The 13,536-nt window shown below is 62.0% G+C and carries 15 protein-coding genes; 12 read left to right on the top strand and 3 right to left on the bottom strand.

Going from position 1 to position 13,536, the window contains the following annotated elements:
- Window positions 1-28 precede the first annotated feature (28 nt).
- From CXY82_RS07925 to CXY82_RS07880, 9 genes are all read left to right on the top strand, one after another.
- A complete protein-coding gene (locus CXY82_RS07925) occupies window positions 29-466 on the top strand; it encodes an Asp23/Gls24 family envelope stress response protein (RefSeq protein WP_104170440.1) in 438 nt (145 codons plus the stop codon).
- The gene (locus CXY82_RS07920) at window positions 463-657 is read left to right on the top strand and encodes a DUF2273 domain-containing protein (RefSeq protein WP_233199257.1); all 195 of its coding nucleotides are present in this window, start codon (window positions 463-465) and stop codon (window positions 655-657) included. The genes CXY82_RS07925 and CXY82_RS07920 overlap by 4 nt, the downstream gene beginning before the upstream one ends.
- The gene (locus tag CXY82_RS07915) at window positions 654-1,055 is read left to right on the top strand and encodes a hypothetical protein (RefSeq protein WP_146069075.1); all 402 of its coding nucleotides are present in this window, start codon (window positions 654-656) and stop codon (window positions 1,053-1,055) included. Before CXY82_RS07920 ends, CXY82_RS07915 begins: the two co-directional genes overlap by 4 nt.
- A complete protein-coding gene (locus CXY82_RS07910; protein ID WP_104170438.1) occupies window positions 1,052-1,633 on the top strand; it encodes a DUF6286 domain-containing protein in 582 nt (193 codons plus the stop codon). Before CXY82_RS07915 ends, CXY82_RS07910 begins: the two co-directional genes overlap by 4 nt.
- A complete protein-coding gene (locus CXY82_RS07905) occupies window positions 1,630-2,250 on the top strand; it encodes a hypothetical protein (RefSeq protein WP_104170437.1) in 621 nt (206 codons plus the stop codon). The genes CXY82_RS07910 and CXY82_RS07905 overlap by 4 nt, the downstream gene beginning before the upstream one ends.
- A 91-nt stretch (window positions 2,251-2,341) precedes the next feature.
- Window positions 2,342-3,223 carry an SDR family oxidoreductase gene (locus CXY82_RS07900; protein WP_104170436.1) on the top strand — a complete coding sequence of 294 codons (882 nt, stop codon included), beginning with the start codon at window positions 2,342-2,344 and terminating at the stop codon, window positions 3,221-3,223.
- Between the two features lie 627 nt (window positions 3,224-3,850).
- Complete coding sequence (locus tag CXY82_RS07895) at window positions 3,851-5,383, top strand: PTS transporter subunit EIIC (RefSeq protein WP_104170435.1); 1,533 nt, start codon at window positions 3,851-3,853, stop codon at window positions 5,381-5,383.
- Window positions 5,384-5,746: 363 nt separating this feature from the next.
- On the top strand, window positions 5,747-6,394 hold the full coding sequence (locus CXY82_RS17025; RefSeq protein ID WP_199180908.1) for a hypothetical protein: 648 nt from the start codon (window positions 5,747-5,749) through the stop codon (window positions 6,392-6,394).
- A 217-nt stretch (window positions 6,395-6,611) separates the two neighbouring features.
- Complete coding sequence (locus tag CXY82_RS07880; protein ID WP_146069074.1) at window positions 6,612-7,256, top strand: hypothetical protein; 645 nt, start codon at window positions 6,612-6,614, stop codon at window positions 7,254-7,256.
- 298 nt (window positions 7,257-7,554) lie between these two features.
- Here CXY82_RS07880 and CXY82_RS07875 read toward each other — a convergent pair whose 3' ends face one another.
- Window positions 7,555-7,863: a thioredoxin family protein gene (locus CXY82_RS07875; protein ID WP_104170432.1), complete on the bottom strand. Its 309-nt coding sequence runs from the start codon at window positions 7,861-7,863 to the stop codon at window positions 7,555-7,557.
- Between the two features lie 54 nt (window positions 7,864-7,917).
- On the opposite strand from CXY82_RS07875, the gene CXY82_RS07870 reads away from it, so the two are divergent.
- Window positions 7,918-8,322: a heavy metal-responsive transcriptional regulator gene (locus tag CXY82_RS07870; protein ID WP_104170431.1), complete on the top strand. Its 405-nt coding sequence runs from the start codon at window positions 7,918-7,920 to the stop codon at window positions 8,320-8,322.
- Window positions 8,323-8,757: 435 nt separating this feature from the next.
- Here the strand turns inward: CXY82_RS07870 and CXY82_RS07865 are convergent, their stop codons facing one another.
- Window positions 8,758-9,135, bottom strand: coding sequence for a diguanylate cyclase domain-containing protein (locus CXY82_RS07865; protein ID WP_104170430.1), 378 nt, complete (start codon window positions 9,133-9,135; stop codon window positions 8,758-8,760).
- Between the two features lie 177 nt (window positions 9,136-9,312).
- Here CXY82_RS07865 and CXY82_RS18555 point away from each other — a divergent pair, with 177 nt between their 5' ends.
- The gene (locus tag CXY82_RS18555; RefSeq protein WP_370443689.1) at window positions 9,313-9,636 is read left to right on the top strand and encodes an alpha/beta fold hydrolase; all 324 of its coding nucleotides are present in this window, start codon (window positions 9,313-9,315) and stop codon (window positions 9,634-9,636) included.
- Between the two features lie 556 nt (window positions 9,637-10,192).
- Entirely contained in the window at window positions 10,193-11,521 is a 1,329-nt protein-coding gene (locus CXY82_RS07855) for a hemolysin family protein (protein ID WP_104170428.1), read from the top strand.
- Between the two features lie 322 nt (window positions 11,522-11,843).
- Here CXY82_RS07855 and CXY82_RS07850 read toward each other — a convergent pair whose 3' ends face one another.
- Window positions 11,844-13,400: an IS1182 family transposase gene (locus CXY82_RS07850; protein ID WP_104170495.1), complete on the bottom strand. Its 1,557-nt coding sequence runs from the start codon at window positions 13,398-13,400 to the stop codon at window positions 11,844-11,846.
- Window positions 13,401-13,536: the final 136 nt, after the last annotated feature.

The raw sequence follows: 13,536 nt of genomic DNA, 5'->3' as shown, positions 1-13,536 counted from the left end.
TTCAGGGGCCACGAACAAGGAGCCTCCCATGGCAGATCTCACCAGACCTACTCTTTCCACCGCACCGAACTCCGCCTCGACGACCCCCGGCCGCGGCAAGACCGTGATCAACGACGCTGTGGTGGCAAAGATCGCCGGCATTGCAGCCCGTGAGGTCAGCGGTGTGCACGCCCTTGGCGGCGGAGCCGCCCGGGCGCTCGGTGCCATCCGCGATGCCCTGAATACCTCGGACGTGAGCCAGGGCATCAACGTGGAGGTCGGAGAAACTCAGGTCGCGGCCGACGTAACCATTGTCGCGGAGTACCCCGTGGCCCTGCAGGATGTGGCCGAGCGGGTGCGGTCTGCCGTGATCCGTGTGATCGAAGACCTGGTTGGAATGGAGGTCACCGAGGTGAACGTGAACATCAACGACGTGTATCTGCCGGCCGACGACAAGGACGAGAAGTCCGAGGCTCGGGTTCAGTGAGCACTTTGGCGAAAACGGGGGCCGTGTTCGGAGCCGTGCTTGCTCTGACGTGGCTGGTCCTTGGCTTTTGGCCATTCGCGTTCGTGGCCGCGGCCATGGCGGTCGGCGCGATCGTCGGGCGGATTATGGACGGAAAGCTGAGCGTTGCGAACCTGGTTGACGCATTCCGGGGCAAGCGTTCGTCGTCATGACAACCCTAAGTTCCGAAACAGCGGCCCGTCATACGCTCTCGCCGACGACGCTCAAAAACGGCTGGACCACCGTCTCGACCCGAGCTTTGAATCGGCTAGTGTGTGCGGTCGCGGCGGACGCTCTGGGCGTTGACCCCTCGGCGGTCGGTGCCGAGCTCACCGATGATCAGGGCAACCTCGCCCTCACGGTCAGCGCCCCCATCCGGGTCGTTGCGCTCACCCGTGTGCACCGGGATCCCTCCATCGTGACTCGCACCGGGGGCACGATTCTGGAGCGGGCCGAGCACGCCAGGCAGCACATTCATTACCAGGTGAGCGAGTTGACCGGTTCTACCCTGTCCCGGGTGACCGTGCGGCTCACCGATGCCGACATTCGACCAGAGGACCGCGTGCAATGACCAAGTATCGTTCCACCTACCAACGGATCAGCCGTCGCGAGCTCTACTCGCCGCGTTCGGTCGCAGCGATCACTCTCGCCATCCTGGCCATCGCCGCCTGCCTCTGGCTCATGATCGAGATCGTGCTGAACCTGCTCGGCCGGCCGGGGCTCCTCACGGCCCCCGCGGGTATGGCGGGCGCGGTCGCGGGCGCCTCCTCTGCACCGCCCGTGCTCGTGGGCGGGCTGGGCCTCACCGGCGCCCTCATCGGGCTGCTTCTCCTTGTCGTGGCCGTCACTCCTGGCCGGCGATCTCGCCATCTGCTCGAGACCGACCGGGCCGCGACCATCGTCGACAACGAGGTGATCGCATCCGCGTTGGCTCGTGAAGCGGCCCGCGTTGCTGGGTTGACCCCAGATAACGCGCGGGTCACCGTGACCCCCCGTAGCGCAACCGTGCACCTCACTCCTACTTCTGGAACTGCGATCGATCAGCAGGCGGTGCTCACGGCCGTGCGCGAACAGATTGAGGCTTTTAGATTGCTGCGTTCCCTTCACGCGAAAGTCATTGTTGTCTCCAGGGGGAGGGTGGGGGGATGAACTCCACCAATCGCATCCTCAACCGCGTCTTTGTTTTCCTGGTCGGAATCCTCGTCTTGATCGGTGGCGCGACCCTGGTCCTGGTGGCACTTGTTCCGCTCGTCCGCGACAGCTGGACGAACGCAACTCGTGTCGGCATCGATAAGGCAAACCGGTGGCTGCAGGCCACCCCATTGCCCGAATCCCTGGTCCCGGTCAACGGCAGCTGGTTATGGCTCATCGTCCTCGTCGCTGGAGCGCTGCTCATCGCGGTGCTGGTCACCTTCAGCCTGCGTCAAGGCCACGGCCACACCGGCCGACTCGTCACGCTGAACGGAAGAACCAGCAGTGGCGCGGTTGCCATTGAGTCGAAAGTGGCCGAGCACGCCATCCAGGATGCTCTTACGAACCGACCGGAACTCGTTGCCTCCCACGTCTCCACCTATCGCGTCAAGAACCAGTCAGCGCTGAAGATCGCCATCACCTGCCGCCGAGGAGTCTCACCTCGGGAAGCCAGCCGGATTGTCGACGAGGTGCTCTTTTCTTTTGATAATCTCCTCGGCCTACAGCTCCCTGCCCTCGTGCAGATCAGCGGAGGCTTCCGCGCGCGAACGACCAAGGCCGCCCGTCTCCGCTGATAACTCACCGGCTCAAAGAAATCAGCAGGCGGCGGTCAGCCGTGCCGCCTCAACCGGCAACACCCGCTGCTTTTCGATAGAGAGTCACATCATGACGAACCAAAACGACGACCCGAGGACGAAATACATCACCGGCGGCAACCCAAAACAGGAACAGAGTCAACCCGGCCTGACCGAGGCGACTAAGCCCCGCCCGGATCGTGGCGAAGACACCTATCACGGCGCCGGAAAACTCGTCGGGAGGCGGGCACTCATCACAGGCGGCGACTCCGGCATCGGCCGGGCCGTGGCCATCGCCTACGCCAAAGATGGTGCCGATATTGCGATCTCCTACCTGCCTGACGAACAGACGGATGCCGAATTCACGGAAGAGCAGATCCGGGCCGCCGGCCGCACCGTCCTGCTCATCCCGGGCGACATCCGCGAGGAAACCCGCTGCGTCAATCTCGTAAAGGATACCGTGGCAACCCTCGGCGGCTTGGATATCCTGGTGCTCAACGCCGCCTACCAAAAAAACCGGAACGGTCCAGAAAACCTGTCCACGACAGAATTCGACCGGGTCTTCAAAACCAATCTTTATGCGACTCTGTGGATCGCGCGCACCGCCATCCCGCACCTCTGGCCGGGAGCATCGATCATCTCCACGTCATCAATCCCGGCATCGAGCCCCGCACAGGCGTTGATCGACTATGCCATGACCAAAGCCGCACTCGTAGCGTTCACACAGGCGCTCGCCCAAGAATTAGGCCCAGCCGGGGTTCGGGTCAACGCAGTCGCGCACGGGCCAATCTGGACGCCGCTCATCCCCGCAGTTCCATGGCCAGACAAGCTGTCCACTTTCGGTCGGGAAACCCCACTGGGCCAGGCAGGACAAACAGCCGAACTCGCCGCCGCCTACGTTTTCCTAGCCTCACCCGAAGCGTTCTACATTTCAGGCGCAGTAGTGCCCATAACGGGCGGCCGCAGCTTCTAAGAGTCGAGCGAAAACTCGGACCCTGTGGCGCACGCGTTACACGCAATTCTACGAAAGAGCCCAGCCGTATTCCTGCTTCTGCCGAGGATCGCGGAAATTGTGCGGATAGCCACGTCAGCGAGATTGATTCAGCGAACACGGGATTACGCAGTTTTTTTGAGGCTCCTGACTCTTCTGTGGGTCGGCTCCGGCCAGCTATTGTCGCTCCGAACACTTCGGCCACCGCCGTCCTCGCGATAGGTACGGTCGCACAGGCGTTACCCGCCACATACGGCGCACCCGTGTGGTTCCGACAGGGTCGTGGCCTGCCTGGCTCCGTTACCGAGGGACTACAACTTACGGTTTCAAAATAACTACATCAGCTGCAAAGTGGTCCACTCGTTTGAGTGCATCAGAGCCACACCTGATCTCCCCGGTAACCAGTGCGCAGCAGCGCAGCAGAGATTTCAGCCTGGGGATTGTCGAAACATGTCGTCAACAACGCAGATAAGAGGTGAAAGTAATTACCTCTTGACTCCTAAGTCTGTGAAAGCTATTTTCATATCACGACATAATTTTGTAGCCCGGGTTCTCCATCCCGCTAGGAGCCCCGTGCAACCCCGCACTTTGCTCGAAAGGACATCAGTCATGGCCGACTCACGAGTCATCGCAGACCAGTTGCTCATTGGTCTGGGCGGCGCCGAGAACATCATCGACGTCGAGAAATGTATGACCCGATTGCGTGTCGGCGTCCGTGACCAGGATCGAGTCGATGTCGCCGCACTGCGTGCGATCGCCGGGGTGCTCGCCGCGCTGCCCGGCGATAACTGCCAGATCGTGCTGGGCCCGGGTCTGGTCGACCGGGTGGCCATCGACGTGGAGTCGGCCCTCAGCGCCGCCCGCGCGGAAGGGTCGGCTGCCTCCTCGGCCGCTCAGCTGGCCGACAAAGGTGCGGCCATCCGGCAACAGAACAAGCAGCGCAACAACACCCCGGTCAAGAACGCTCTGAGGCGCATCTCCAACATCTTCGTCCCACTGATCCCCGCACTGATCGCCTGCGGACTCATCGCCGGCATCAACGGAATCCTGACCAACCTGGCCACAAGCGGCCAGGTTCCGTGGTTGGCCACCCTGTCTCCGATCTTCAGCGTCATGGCCAGCGGGTTCTTCGCCCTACTCGCCGTGTTCGTTTCGATGAACGCTGCCAAAGAGTTCGGCGGCACACCCATCATCGGCGGCGTCATCGGGGGAATCATCGTGGCTCCTGGAGTTGCAAACATCGTCGTCTGGGGTCAGCAACTGGCCCCCGGCCAGGGAGGGGTTCTTGGCGCCATGGCCGCCGCCATCCTGGGCGCGTACGTCGAGCGGTGGGCCCGCAGATGGGCGCCCGACGTGCTCGCCTTGTTCATCGTGCCCACGTTGACCGTGCTGATCGCCGGCCTCGCCGCCCTGTTCCTCCTGATGCCGGCCGCCGGCTGGGTGTCTATCCAGATCGGTATCGGCGCCACCTGGCTGCTGAGCACTGCGGGTGTCTTCGCTGGCTTCGTCCTCGGCGGGCTGTTCCTGCCGTTGGTGATGACCGGGTTGCACCAAACACTCACCCCAATCCACACCACCCTGATCGAACAGGTCGGTTACACCACCCTGCTGCCGGTCCTGGCCATGGGCGGCGCCGGCCAAATCGGTGCCGCCATCGCCGTGTTCTTCAGGCTCCGCCGCAACACCAGCATCGGACGTACCATCAAGAGTGCACTGCCCGCAGGATTCCTCGGCGTTGGCGAGCCACTCATCTACGGCGTCACCCTGCCGCTGGGCCGTCCCTTCATCACCGCCTGCATCGGCGGCGCATTCGGCGGCGCAGTAATCGGCCTATTCGATCAGCTCGGCTACACCGTCGGCGCGATCGCCATCGGCGCCAGTGACGTCTCGCTGTTCCCACTGCTCCAGGGCAGCCAGGGCTGGGGCGCCGCCGCACTTGGCTACGCTTGCGGCTTGATCGTCGCCTACACCGTGGGATTCTTCGCCACCTGGTTCTTCGGGTTCACCCGCGACCAGCTGGTACGCCTGAACACCGACGACACTATCGACGCAGGATTGGTGCCCGCCGACGAGACCCCGGCGGGGGCGGAAGACCCCGCCGATCAGATCCCCACCCTGGCCGGTGCCCACTACCGCTCCTAAACTCTCACCTCTAGCCCTCTTCGGACGAGCAGGAGAGAAGATCGATGGCGCCTAGACCAGGCGGTGAAGCCGACAAACTAGGCAACAAGAACCGGCATGTGCGGTATGACGTTCGGGACGTGCTCGCCTGGGTCCAGGAGCACCGGCTTGTTTAGGCCGGAGCTTTCTTCCGGTGAGCTGGGCGCCATAATTGTAGAAATTCTTCCGAGCGGCTGGCGGAAGCGGCGGCACCTGGCGAGTAGCCCGAGTTGGTAGCGCTAGTCCAGGCACCTGGTAGCGGAGTACTGACGAGGTGGTAGCGGCCCGGGCTTTGTGCCCGGGCCGCCTCCGGTTTTACTCCCAGTAGGTCTCGTGGGCGCGTGCTTGGTCGTTGCGGTGCCGGCGCATGTCGATCTGGCCGAGGTTGATGATCCGGGCGTTGTTGGCGAGGAGGCAAACCGCGTTGGCGAGATAATCGATATCCCAGGCTGGTCCCTTGATGGACCGGTGAGCATGCCAGAACAAGCGTTCGGCATCGAGGATGTTGGCGTCCTGATGAACTCCGCTTATCCGTGGGCCCGACCGGCAGTCGGCGTGGAGCTTCGCGATGGAGTCGGAGAAATCGATGCCGGTGCCCTTCTCGAGGTGTATCTGTACTCCCAAACGGCCTCAGCGACCGCACGCTCCCAAACGGGAACCGTCGCCACCAAGCATGGCTTGGTCGTCCGTACCGCACTGCTCGAAGACGCCAAGGGCGAGATTCTAGTGGCCGGGCAACTCGGACAAGGCACGCCCGGTGGGCTTGATGGCGCCTTCCAACAGCTAGGGAGGACGACAAGCGGCGCCGTCGTGGACTCGGTCGGCAAGATGCTCGAGTATCCCCTCGACCGCGTCGCGATTCAAGGCGCGCCGACGAAGGCTCAGCTGCGCCCGACGATATTCCTGCTTCTCAGCATCCTGCTCGCGGTCGCTGTCGGATCCGTACCCCGATTGATCCGGAAGACGCGCGAACGCCGCCGCCTCCGCGCCTGAGAACAGTCAGCGCCTTGACTCGGAGGCGCGCTGTGGCCGAATTGTGTTTCCAACACCTACGAAATCGAGATAACTCATGCAATACAACCCAGGACGCAATCATCACGCGCGAACATCGACCCCTTTGCACGCAACGTCGGCTCGCGGACGAACCTGGCGTCAATATCTTCATCACGCAGCGCATCTCGGCCTGATGATCGTTTTGATGTACGTAGGAATGTTCACCCTCGACCCGGTGTACGACCTCATCATGCACGCCGCTGGAGCGAGCGATCCGTGGAGCCAGCTACCGATCTTGTCGAACTTCGTCATGGCTTCCAACATGACCATACCGATGGTCACCTACATGATCCTTAAACGTCACCGCCGGCGAGTGATCGGGGAGATGTCGACAGCAATGTTCATTCCTGCCGTCATCCTCCTCGGCCCATACCTTTATGGACTGATCACGACGGAGACCATGATGTCTCTCAGCCACTCCGCCATGATCCCGCTCATGACCGCCGTAACGATATATCGAATCTGCAGGGATGGCGCCTCCCCTGATTCAGGCCGGCCGACATCCGCTGACACGTCTATGTCGGCAGCTGTGTATCGCCGGTTCGGCGGACCGGACATTGTTCACGTCGAGAATGTTGCAAGGCCGTCGCCCCGTCAGAACGAGGTGCTCGTCAGAGTCGAGGCAAGTACGGTGAGCGCCGCCGACCGCCGAGCCCGTAGCCGGGACGTGCCAAAGGGGCTGGGGTTGCTCGCCGTCGTCGGCGTCGGCTTATTCTGGCCGCGACCTCAGGTCCTGGGAATGGATATTGCCGGGGTCATCGAAGCCATCGGCTCCAGATCGATATGGATCAAACGTGATTGAAAATTATGATTCGCCAGTCGTATTCAGCAAGACGCTAACTGGACAGCCCTAGCAATCGGTGTCATCTCAGCTGGCGCACTCGTCGACCGCTACGTCATTCCTCGGCGTGACGCCCGGAACAAGACCGGCTACCAACGAGAAGTTAGCGTCACTCGCGTGAACCGCCTGATGAAGGATCTACGCACACGACGAGTAGACCTCCCCACCTCGGTACTCGTAAACCACGGACGGGTCAGAATTCAAACGACGCCACGGGGTCAGTATTCACCAGGCATTGGCAATTCCTAACTCATGCCACTCATGCCACTCGTGCTGAGGCGATCGCATCGCGCAGTTGCTCCAGCGTTGGGGCACCGGCCAATCCCGTGGGGGTTGTGTAGATGCGGCAGGCCAGCCCCACCGAAGCCGATAGGTCGGGAAAGAGGTCTGTTCCGCCCGCCAGTATGCTCGGAGAACCTCGAAAACCGATTGTCTCTGCGTCTTCCAGATTCTCGACCAACTGCCGGGTCACGATGATGCCGGGGCATGCAGCCGCGATCAACGCCAGCCGCTCAGCAGCGATTTTCCAGTTCGGGCACCCATCGAAGTACTGCAACGCAATATCCATGCCTTTACCGTAAACGTTGCACCGCAGTGCAAGGTCAAATGCTGGAATGGAAGTATGCAGATTAAAGACCTGGCCATCGCGAGCGGCGTAACCGCACAGACCATTCGGTTTTACGAGCGGCGCAGCCTGTTGGATCCCGCCGAACGTGGGGGGAACGGTTACCGCCGGTACAACGAAGCGGCCCTATCGCGCCTGCGATTCATTCGGTCTGCCCAGACGGCTGGTCTGACATTGGCCGAAATTGGCAGCATCATCACTGTTAGAGAAGCTGGTGAGGTGCCGTGCGAACACGTCTCCAACCTTCTCGCAAAAAAACTTGCGGATGTGCACCGCCGCCAACAAGAACTTGTACTTCTTGAAACAGAACTGCAACACATCATCGACGCGAGCCAGCATGTCAACCCAGGCGACTGCGAAGCGGGCAGTGTCTGCCACGTCATCACCCAAGCTCGCCATTAGCGCGCAACGTTCATTCACGCCATTGAGCGAAGCGAATTCACCGACATATAGCGCTGCAATTCACACGCAAAGGCTAGGCGCTCAGCCAGTGTGTATTAGACCCCAGTAACTTTGGCGACCCCATCTTGGGTACTGAATCGGATGCATCAGATCCGCATAAAGCGGAAACGCACATCACTCGGCAAGTGTGCACTGCGACAGCAGCGCGCTGCGATCATGCGGCAAGCCATGGCTGAGTCATATCTGTTGCCGGCACTGTCGGCGCGGAGGCAGATATTGCCACCCCGCCACCTGTGATTTGCCGGATTGACCTCTCGGGCACCGTGGTAATCGAGGGAGCAAGAGCCGCCCACGGCGGCTTGGCGGTCTGCGGGCGGCGCGCCTCCTCAGCCCGCACCGTCATGACCTACTGGCTGAGACGGCTCCATGATGAGGCTATTGCGGCTCTGCCCGCCGATTGGGTGCCTGTACCGACATGGAACCAGGAACATTCTTAGCCAAGTACATAGCGGTGTCGGCGTCACGAAGCAATGCCGATGGCTCTGTTGTGGCAGAATCCGCCACGGCGAAACCAATGCTCACGTGAACGGGCATGAACCAGCCCTGGGCATCCCATGGCGCGGCGGTCACGGCCACGACCCGAGCCGCCAATTGTTCGGCATCGCCCACGCCACCGAAGTTCTCGCAGAGGATCACGAACTCATCCCCACCGAAGCGCGCCACCGTATCGGTGGGGCGCAACACGCTGGCCAGTCTCTTCCCAAACTCGATAAGGATATCGTCGCCCCCGCCGTGCCCGAGAGTGTCGTTGATGGTCGTCGATGTCGAGGTACATCACGCACACCATTCCGCCGTTGCGCTCAAGTCTCGCCACCGCCCCCGCGAGGCGTTCCCCGTAAAGGGCGCGGTTGGGCAACCCGGTCAGGCAGTGTGGCAATCTTCGACCACCATGCGCGGGCGTTCTCCGCTGACGTCCTGGACATACACTGGATGACCCTGGCCAGCTCTCGGTGCACCTGGCCCAAGTCACGGATCTCTTCCCGCGCCAACTGGCGTGGGGCTCGGTCTTCATCACGGCCGTGGTCCTTCGCGCAGATGGCCGATGCGATGGCTGAGGTTCTCGACGACCGCGACGTCGCCAATGCTCATGTTTTCGGGTGGAGCGATGGGGCAATAGTCGGGCTTTACCTGGCGCTTCGCCGTCCGGACCTGGTCTCAACGCTGGTATTTGGCGGAGCGGCTTTCCGCCATGACGGGTGGTTGGACGGCGTTCTCAGTGAGGAGGACCCGCCGCAGATCATGGGGGACTCCTAGAACCGGATCTCAGCCTGGCTCGGCTTAGCAACGTGAAGGCCCCAGTTCTCATCATCGTCGGCGATGACGACGAGGTGCAGTTCAGTCACTTGCTCGTGATGTACGACGCGCTTCCAAACGCAGAGCTAGCTGTGGTCCCGCGATCGACACACGGTCTGATTACCGAGAAGCCAGTCATTCTGGCTCGATTCGCCCGAGACCTACACCGCTCCGATCGAACAAACGGCGTCGCCCCTCTGCGAAGGACATGACTGCGGATCCACTTACCAGCCACCCCGCGAAGAGCGCCACCGATAGCTCGTCTTCCAGGCAACCACTCTCATGGCTAACCTCGCCCGTCTCGCAACCCTAGAGTTACGAGACGTTCCAATGCCGGTCCTCAGTTGTCTCATGGTCGTTCCAGAAAGGAACACGCAATCGGGCAATCTTAAATCCAGCTTTCCGCCGGAGACGTTTGGTATCCTCTATGGGTGCATAGGACTCCTCACGAGCCATCTTCCGACGGTCATAGACCCTGCGTCTCGACCCCTCCCCTCATGTCGACGGTCGAGACATTTTGAACGGCGATCTCGTACTAAACATCACCCTCGTCCTCATCTTCGTCCTGATCGGCGGGGTTTTCGCAGCCACGGAGATGGCGCTCGTCACGCTCCGTGATAGCCAACTCAATGCGATCGCGGCCCGCGGGCGGCGCGGCGAGAAGGTCGCGGCTCTGGCGCGCAACCCCAATCGGTTTCTCGCAGCCGTACAGATCGGCGTTACCGTAGCCGGGTTTGCGTCCGCCGCTTACGGGGCCGCCTCAATCGCTCCATCGGTAGCGCCGTTATTCGTCGCCCTGGGCCTCAACGTAGCGCTCGCTGCCACGGTTGCCACGATCGCGCTCACCCTAGTGATCGCGTATCTGTCTCTGGTACTCGGTGAGCTCGCCCCCAAACGTCTCGCGATCCAGCGCAACTCAGCATTCGCCTACGCAGTCGCGCCCGCACTCAATGGGTTTGCTGTCGCGATGCGCCCGGTTATCTGGCTGCTGTCGAGGTCGACGAACGTGATCGTTCGTCTACTCGGCGGAGACCCGCACAAAACCAGCGAGGAGATGACCGAAGAGGAACTGCGAGACATCGTTTCGAGCCATGAGGGGCTACCCGAAGACGAACGGCGGATCCTCGACGACGTGTTCTCTTTGCGGCACCGCCAGCTCAGCGAGATTATGCGGCCCCGTCCCGAAGTCGCAGCCCTCGACGGCACGGTATCCGTTCGCGAAGTATTTACCGAAGTGCATGACCTGCCGTACTCGCGATACCCGGTCATCGATCGCACCATCGACGACATCATCGGCTTTGTCCACGTGCGGGACCTCTACGAGATGATCGCAAAGAATCCCGACAAGCAGGTTCGCGAAATCATGCGTCCCATCTTGTACTTCCCAGCGACCGCGCGGGTGCTCCCGACTCTCACGATAATGAGAGCAGAAAAACATCAGATCGCCGTCATCGTCGATGAATACGGCGGAACCGACGGCATCGTCACCCTCGAGGACCTCGTGGAGGAAGTTGTCGGTGAAATCTTCGACGAATACGACATAGACTCGCTCGCTCATGACCTCCAGTCAGGGAGAGGGTCACTTGACGGCCGACTCAACTTCCAGGACTTTGAAGAGGCGACTGGCGTGCGGTTGCCCGTAAGCGCATCCGATACCATCGCCGGTTTCGTGATCGAACGGCTCGGACGTCTCGCGCGGATGGGTGATGTCGTCCAACTCAACGACATCAGTCTGCAAGTCACGGCGATGGATCGCCGGCGCATTTCGGAACTGCTCGTCGTCCCGCGAGGAGAGACGCCGTCACCGCCATCTCAGGAAACAAGTGCGAACACTACGCAGAGCTGACCGACCGGTCCTGAATGGTGGCGCGATCGCCCCACGCACCGGGTGCCAGCAGGAGCGTTGACAGGTCAGCCGGCACGGAAGGGAATTGCCGATAGCCACGAGGCCCGCTTCGCCGATCTCAACGAGGGCGGCGGCATCGGCTAGGAGCCTGCTGATTTAGATGGCTGCAGTGGGCCCGGCGAGTCGGGTAGGCCGTTTTTTGAGCCGCGTGTGGGTGTATTTGGGCTGCTCGCGGGAACGATTCGGTGTTGCGGGTTTGGCCTGGCCGGCGAGGTCGTCTCTGTCGACGCGAGTGCGGGGGTCTCTGCCTTGCCCGGAATCTTCAGCCAAGGGCCCAAACCCCGTTCTGAGTGGTGAGTCCGAGGCCCAGGAGTCGTTTCAGGTTGATTGCGGCGGCGCGGGTGTTCCACCAGGCGTGGTTCTTCACCACGCCGCGGTAAGGGACTCGTCTCGCGCCGCGAGTCATCCATGCGATCGAGCGTTCAACCATGGGCCGGTGCTGCCGGTAAACGGCTTGAAAGTCTGGGTTCAGGGCGCGTGCCCGGTGCTCACGTTGGATCTGTTGCTGCGGATGCAACACCATTTTGCGGCCGTCGACGGCGGTCGTGCACTGAGCCCTGGGCGGGCAGCCCGCGCAAACGGCGCCGAATGTCACGTTGCGTTTCAAGGTGATCGGCCGGGTATTCCCCGCCGGACAAGTCACCGTCCGGTGGGCCTCGTCAATGATGAAGTCATCGATCGTGAACCCGCCCGGGACCGCCCGGCTAATCGGCATCGGTTTGATGATCGGTGTGTGTCCCGCGGCGGTGACCTGGGCGAGGAGGTCGCCGCTGCCATAAGCAGAATCGCCGAGGACCTCACTTGGTTCGGACCCGATACTCGTGTCGGCGGCGACCAGCCCGGCGCCGCGGGCAGCGTCACTATTCTCCGCCCCGGACGCTTTCGTTAACGCGGCCGCGGTCACCAAGCCGGTGTCGGGCTCGATCGCGATGTGGGCTTTGAAGCCGTCTTGCTTCTTCTCCCGGCTCTTGTGCGCATGGCGGGCATCAGGGTCAACAGTCGAGATCACCCGATCCGGTGCGACTTTCCGGGCGATCCGCCACCGCCCATCCGTGCCGTCCGGGCCCTCTGCCGGCTCAACGTCCTGGCCCGCGACGAGGGTGAGCAACGCGACCGTTTCCTGCTGCGGCCCGGTCAACGCCGTCGTGTCGATCGTCGCCAGCAACGCGAGGGCGTCGGTCACGAGGCGGGAAACGAGCTCGTCCCTGGCCCCTTTATCGTCCCAAGCGATGTCCGGTTTGCCCGGCTTCGCGTAGTCGTGGCCGGTCAGCACGGCGACGACGCTGTCCGCGCCCGGGACCTCCCGCCCGACCCGGCGAATCTGCGCCACCAACTGCATGACCGTGTCCTGACGGGCGACCGCGTCATCGAGAATCGTGGAGTCCAACGCCCGGCGCCTCCGGCCCGACAACGCCCCCGACTGCGCAATAACCTCAGACACTGCCTCGAAAATACGGTGCGGGTGCGTGCTCGCCGCCAAACGGCGGCGCCAATACGTCAACACCGTCGGATGAAACGAGGTTTCCGTCAACCCGAACCCGCACGCCGCTTTCCAGCGCAGGTCGAACGTGACAGCTTCCGCTGTTTCCCGGTCTGATAACGAGTGCAGGGTCTGCAGCACCAGCACGGACGCGATCACGTCCGCGGAGATCGAGGGCCGGCCCCGACCCGACGGGAATAAGTCCGCGAACGCGTCATCGGGGAACAACTCCTGCCGGTGCTCAGCGAGGAAAACGAACACCGACCCAACCGGCAGCATGTGCCCGGCGAACGCACCGACATCCAACAACTGACGCTGACCATCATCACGACCCTGCATGAACCAAGTCTTAAACACTTCGGCGAAACCGACAAAGGCGCGCCTTAATCCGTCGTGTTAACGCCGACCCAAAACAGGGCCAGTAGTGCCGTTTGAAAACAGGGCCACTATGTGTGTTTCTACTATGCCGTACCGG

Source organism: Cryobacterium sp. M23, assembly GCF_002929655.1.
GTDB lineage: Bacteria > Actinomycetota > Actinomycetes > Actinomycetales > Microbacteriaceae > Cryobacterium > Cryobacterium sandaracinum.
The sequence above is the reverse complement of the archived record's forward strand: the minus strand, read 5'-3'. Positions and strand labels throughout refer to the sequence as shown.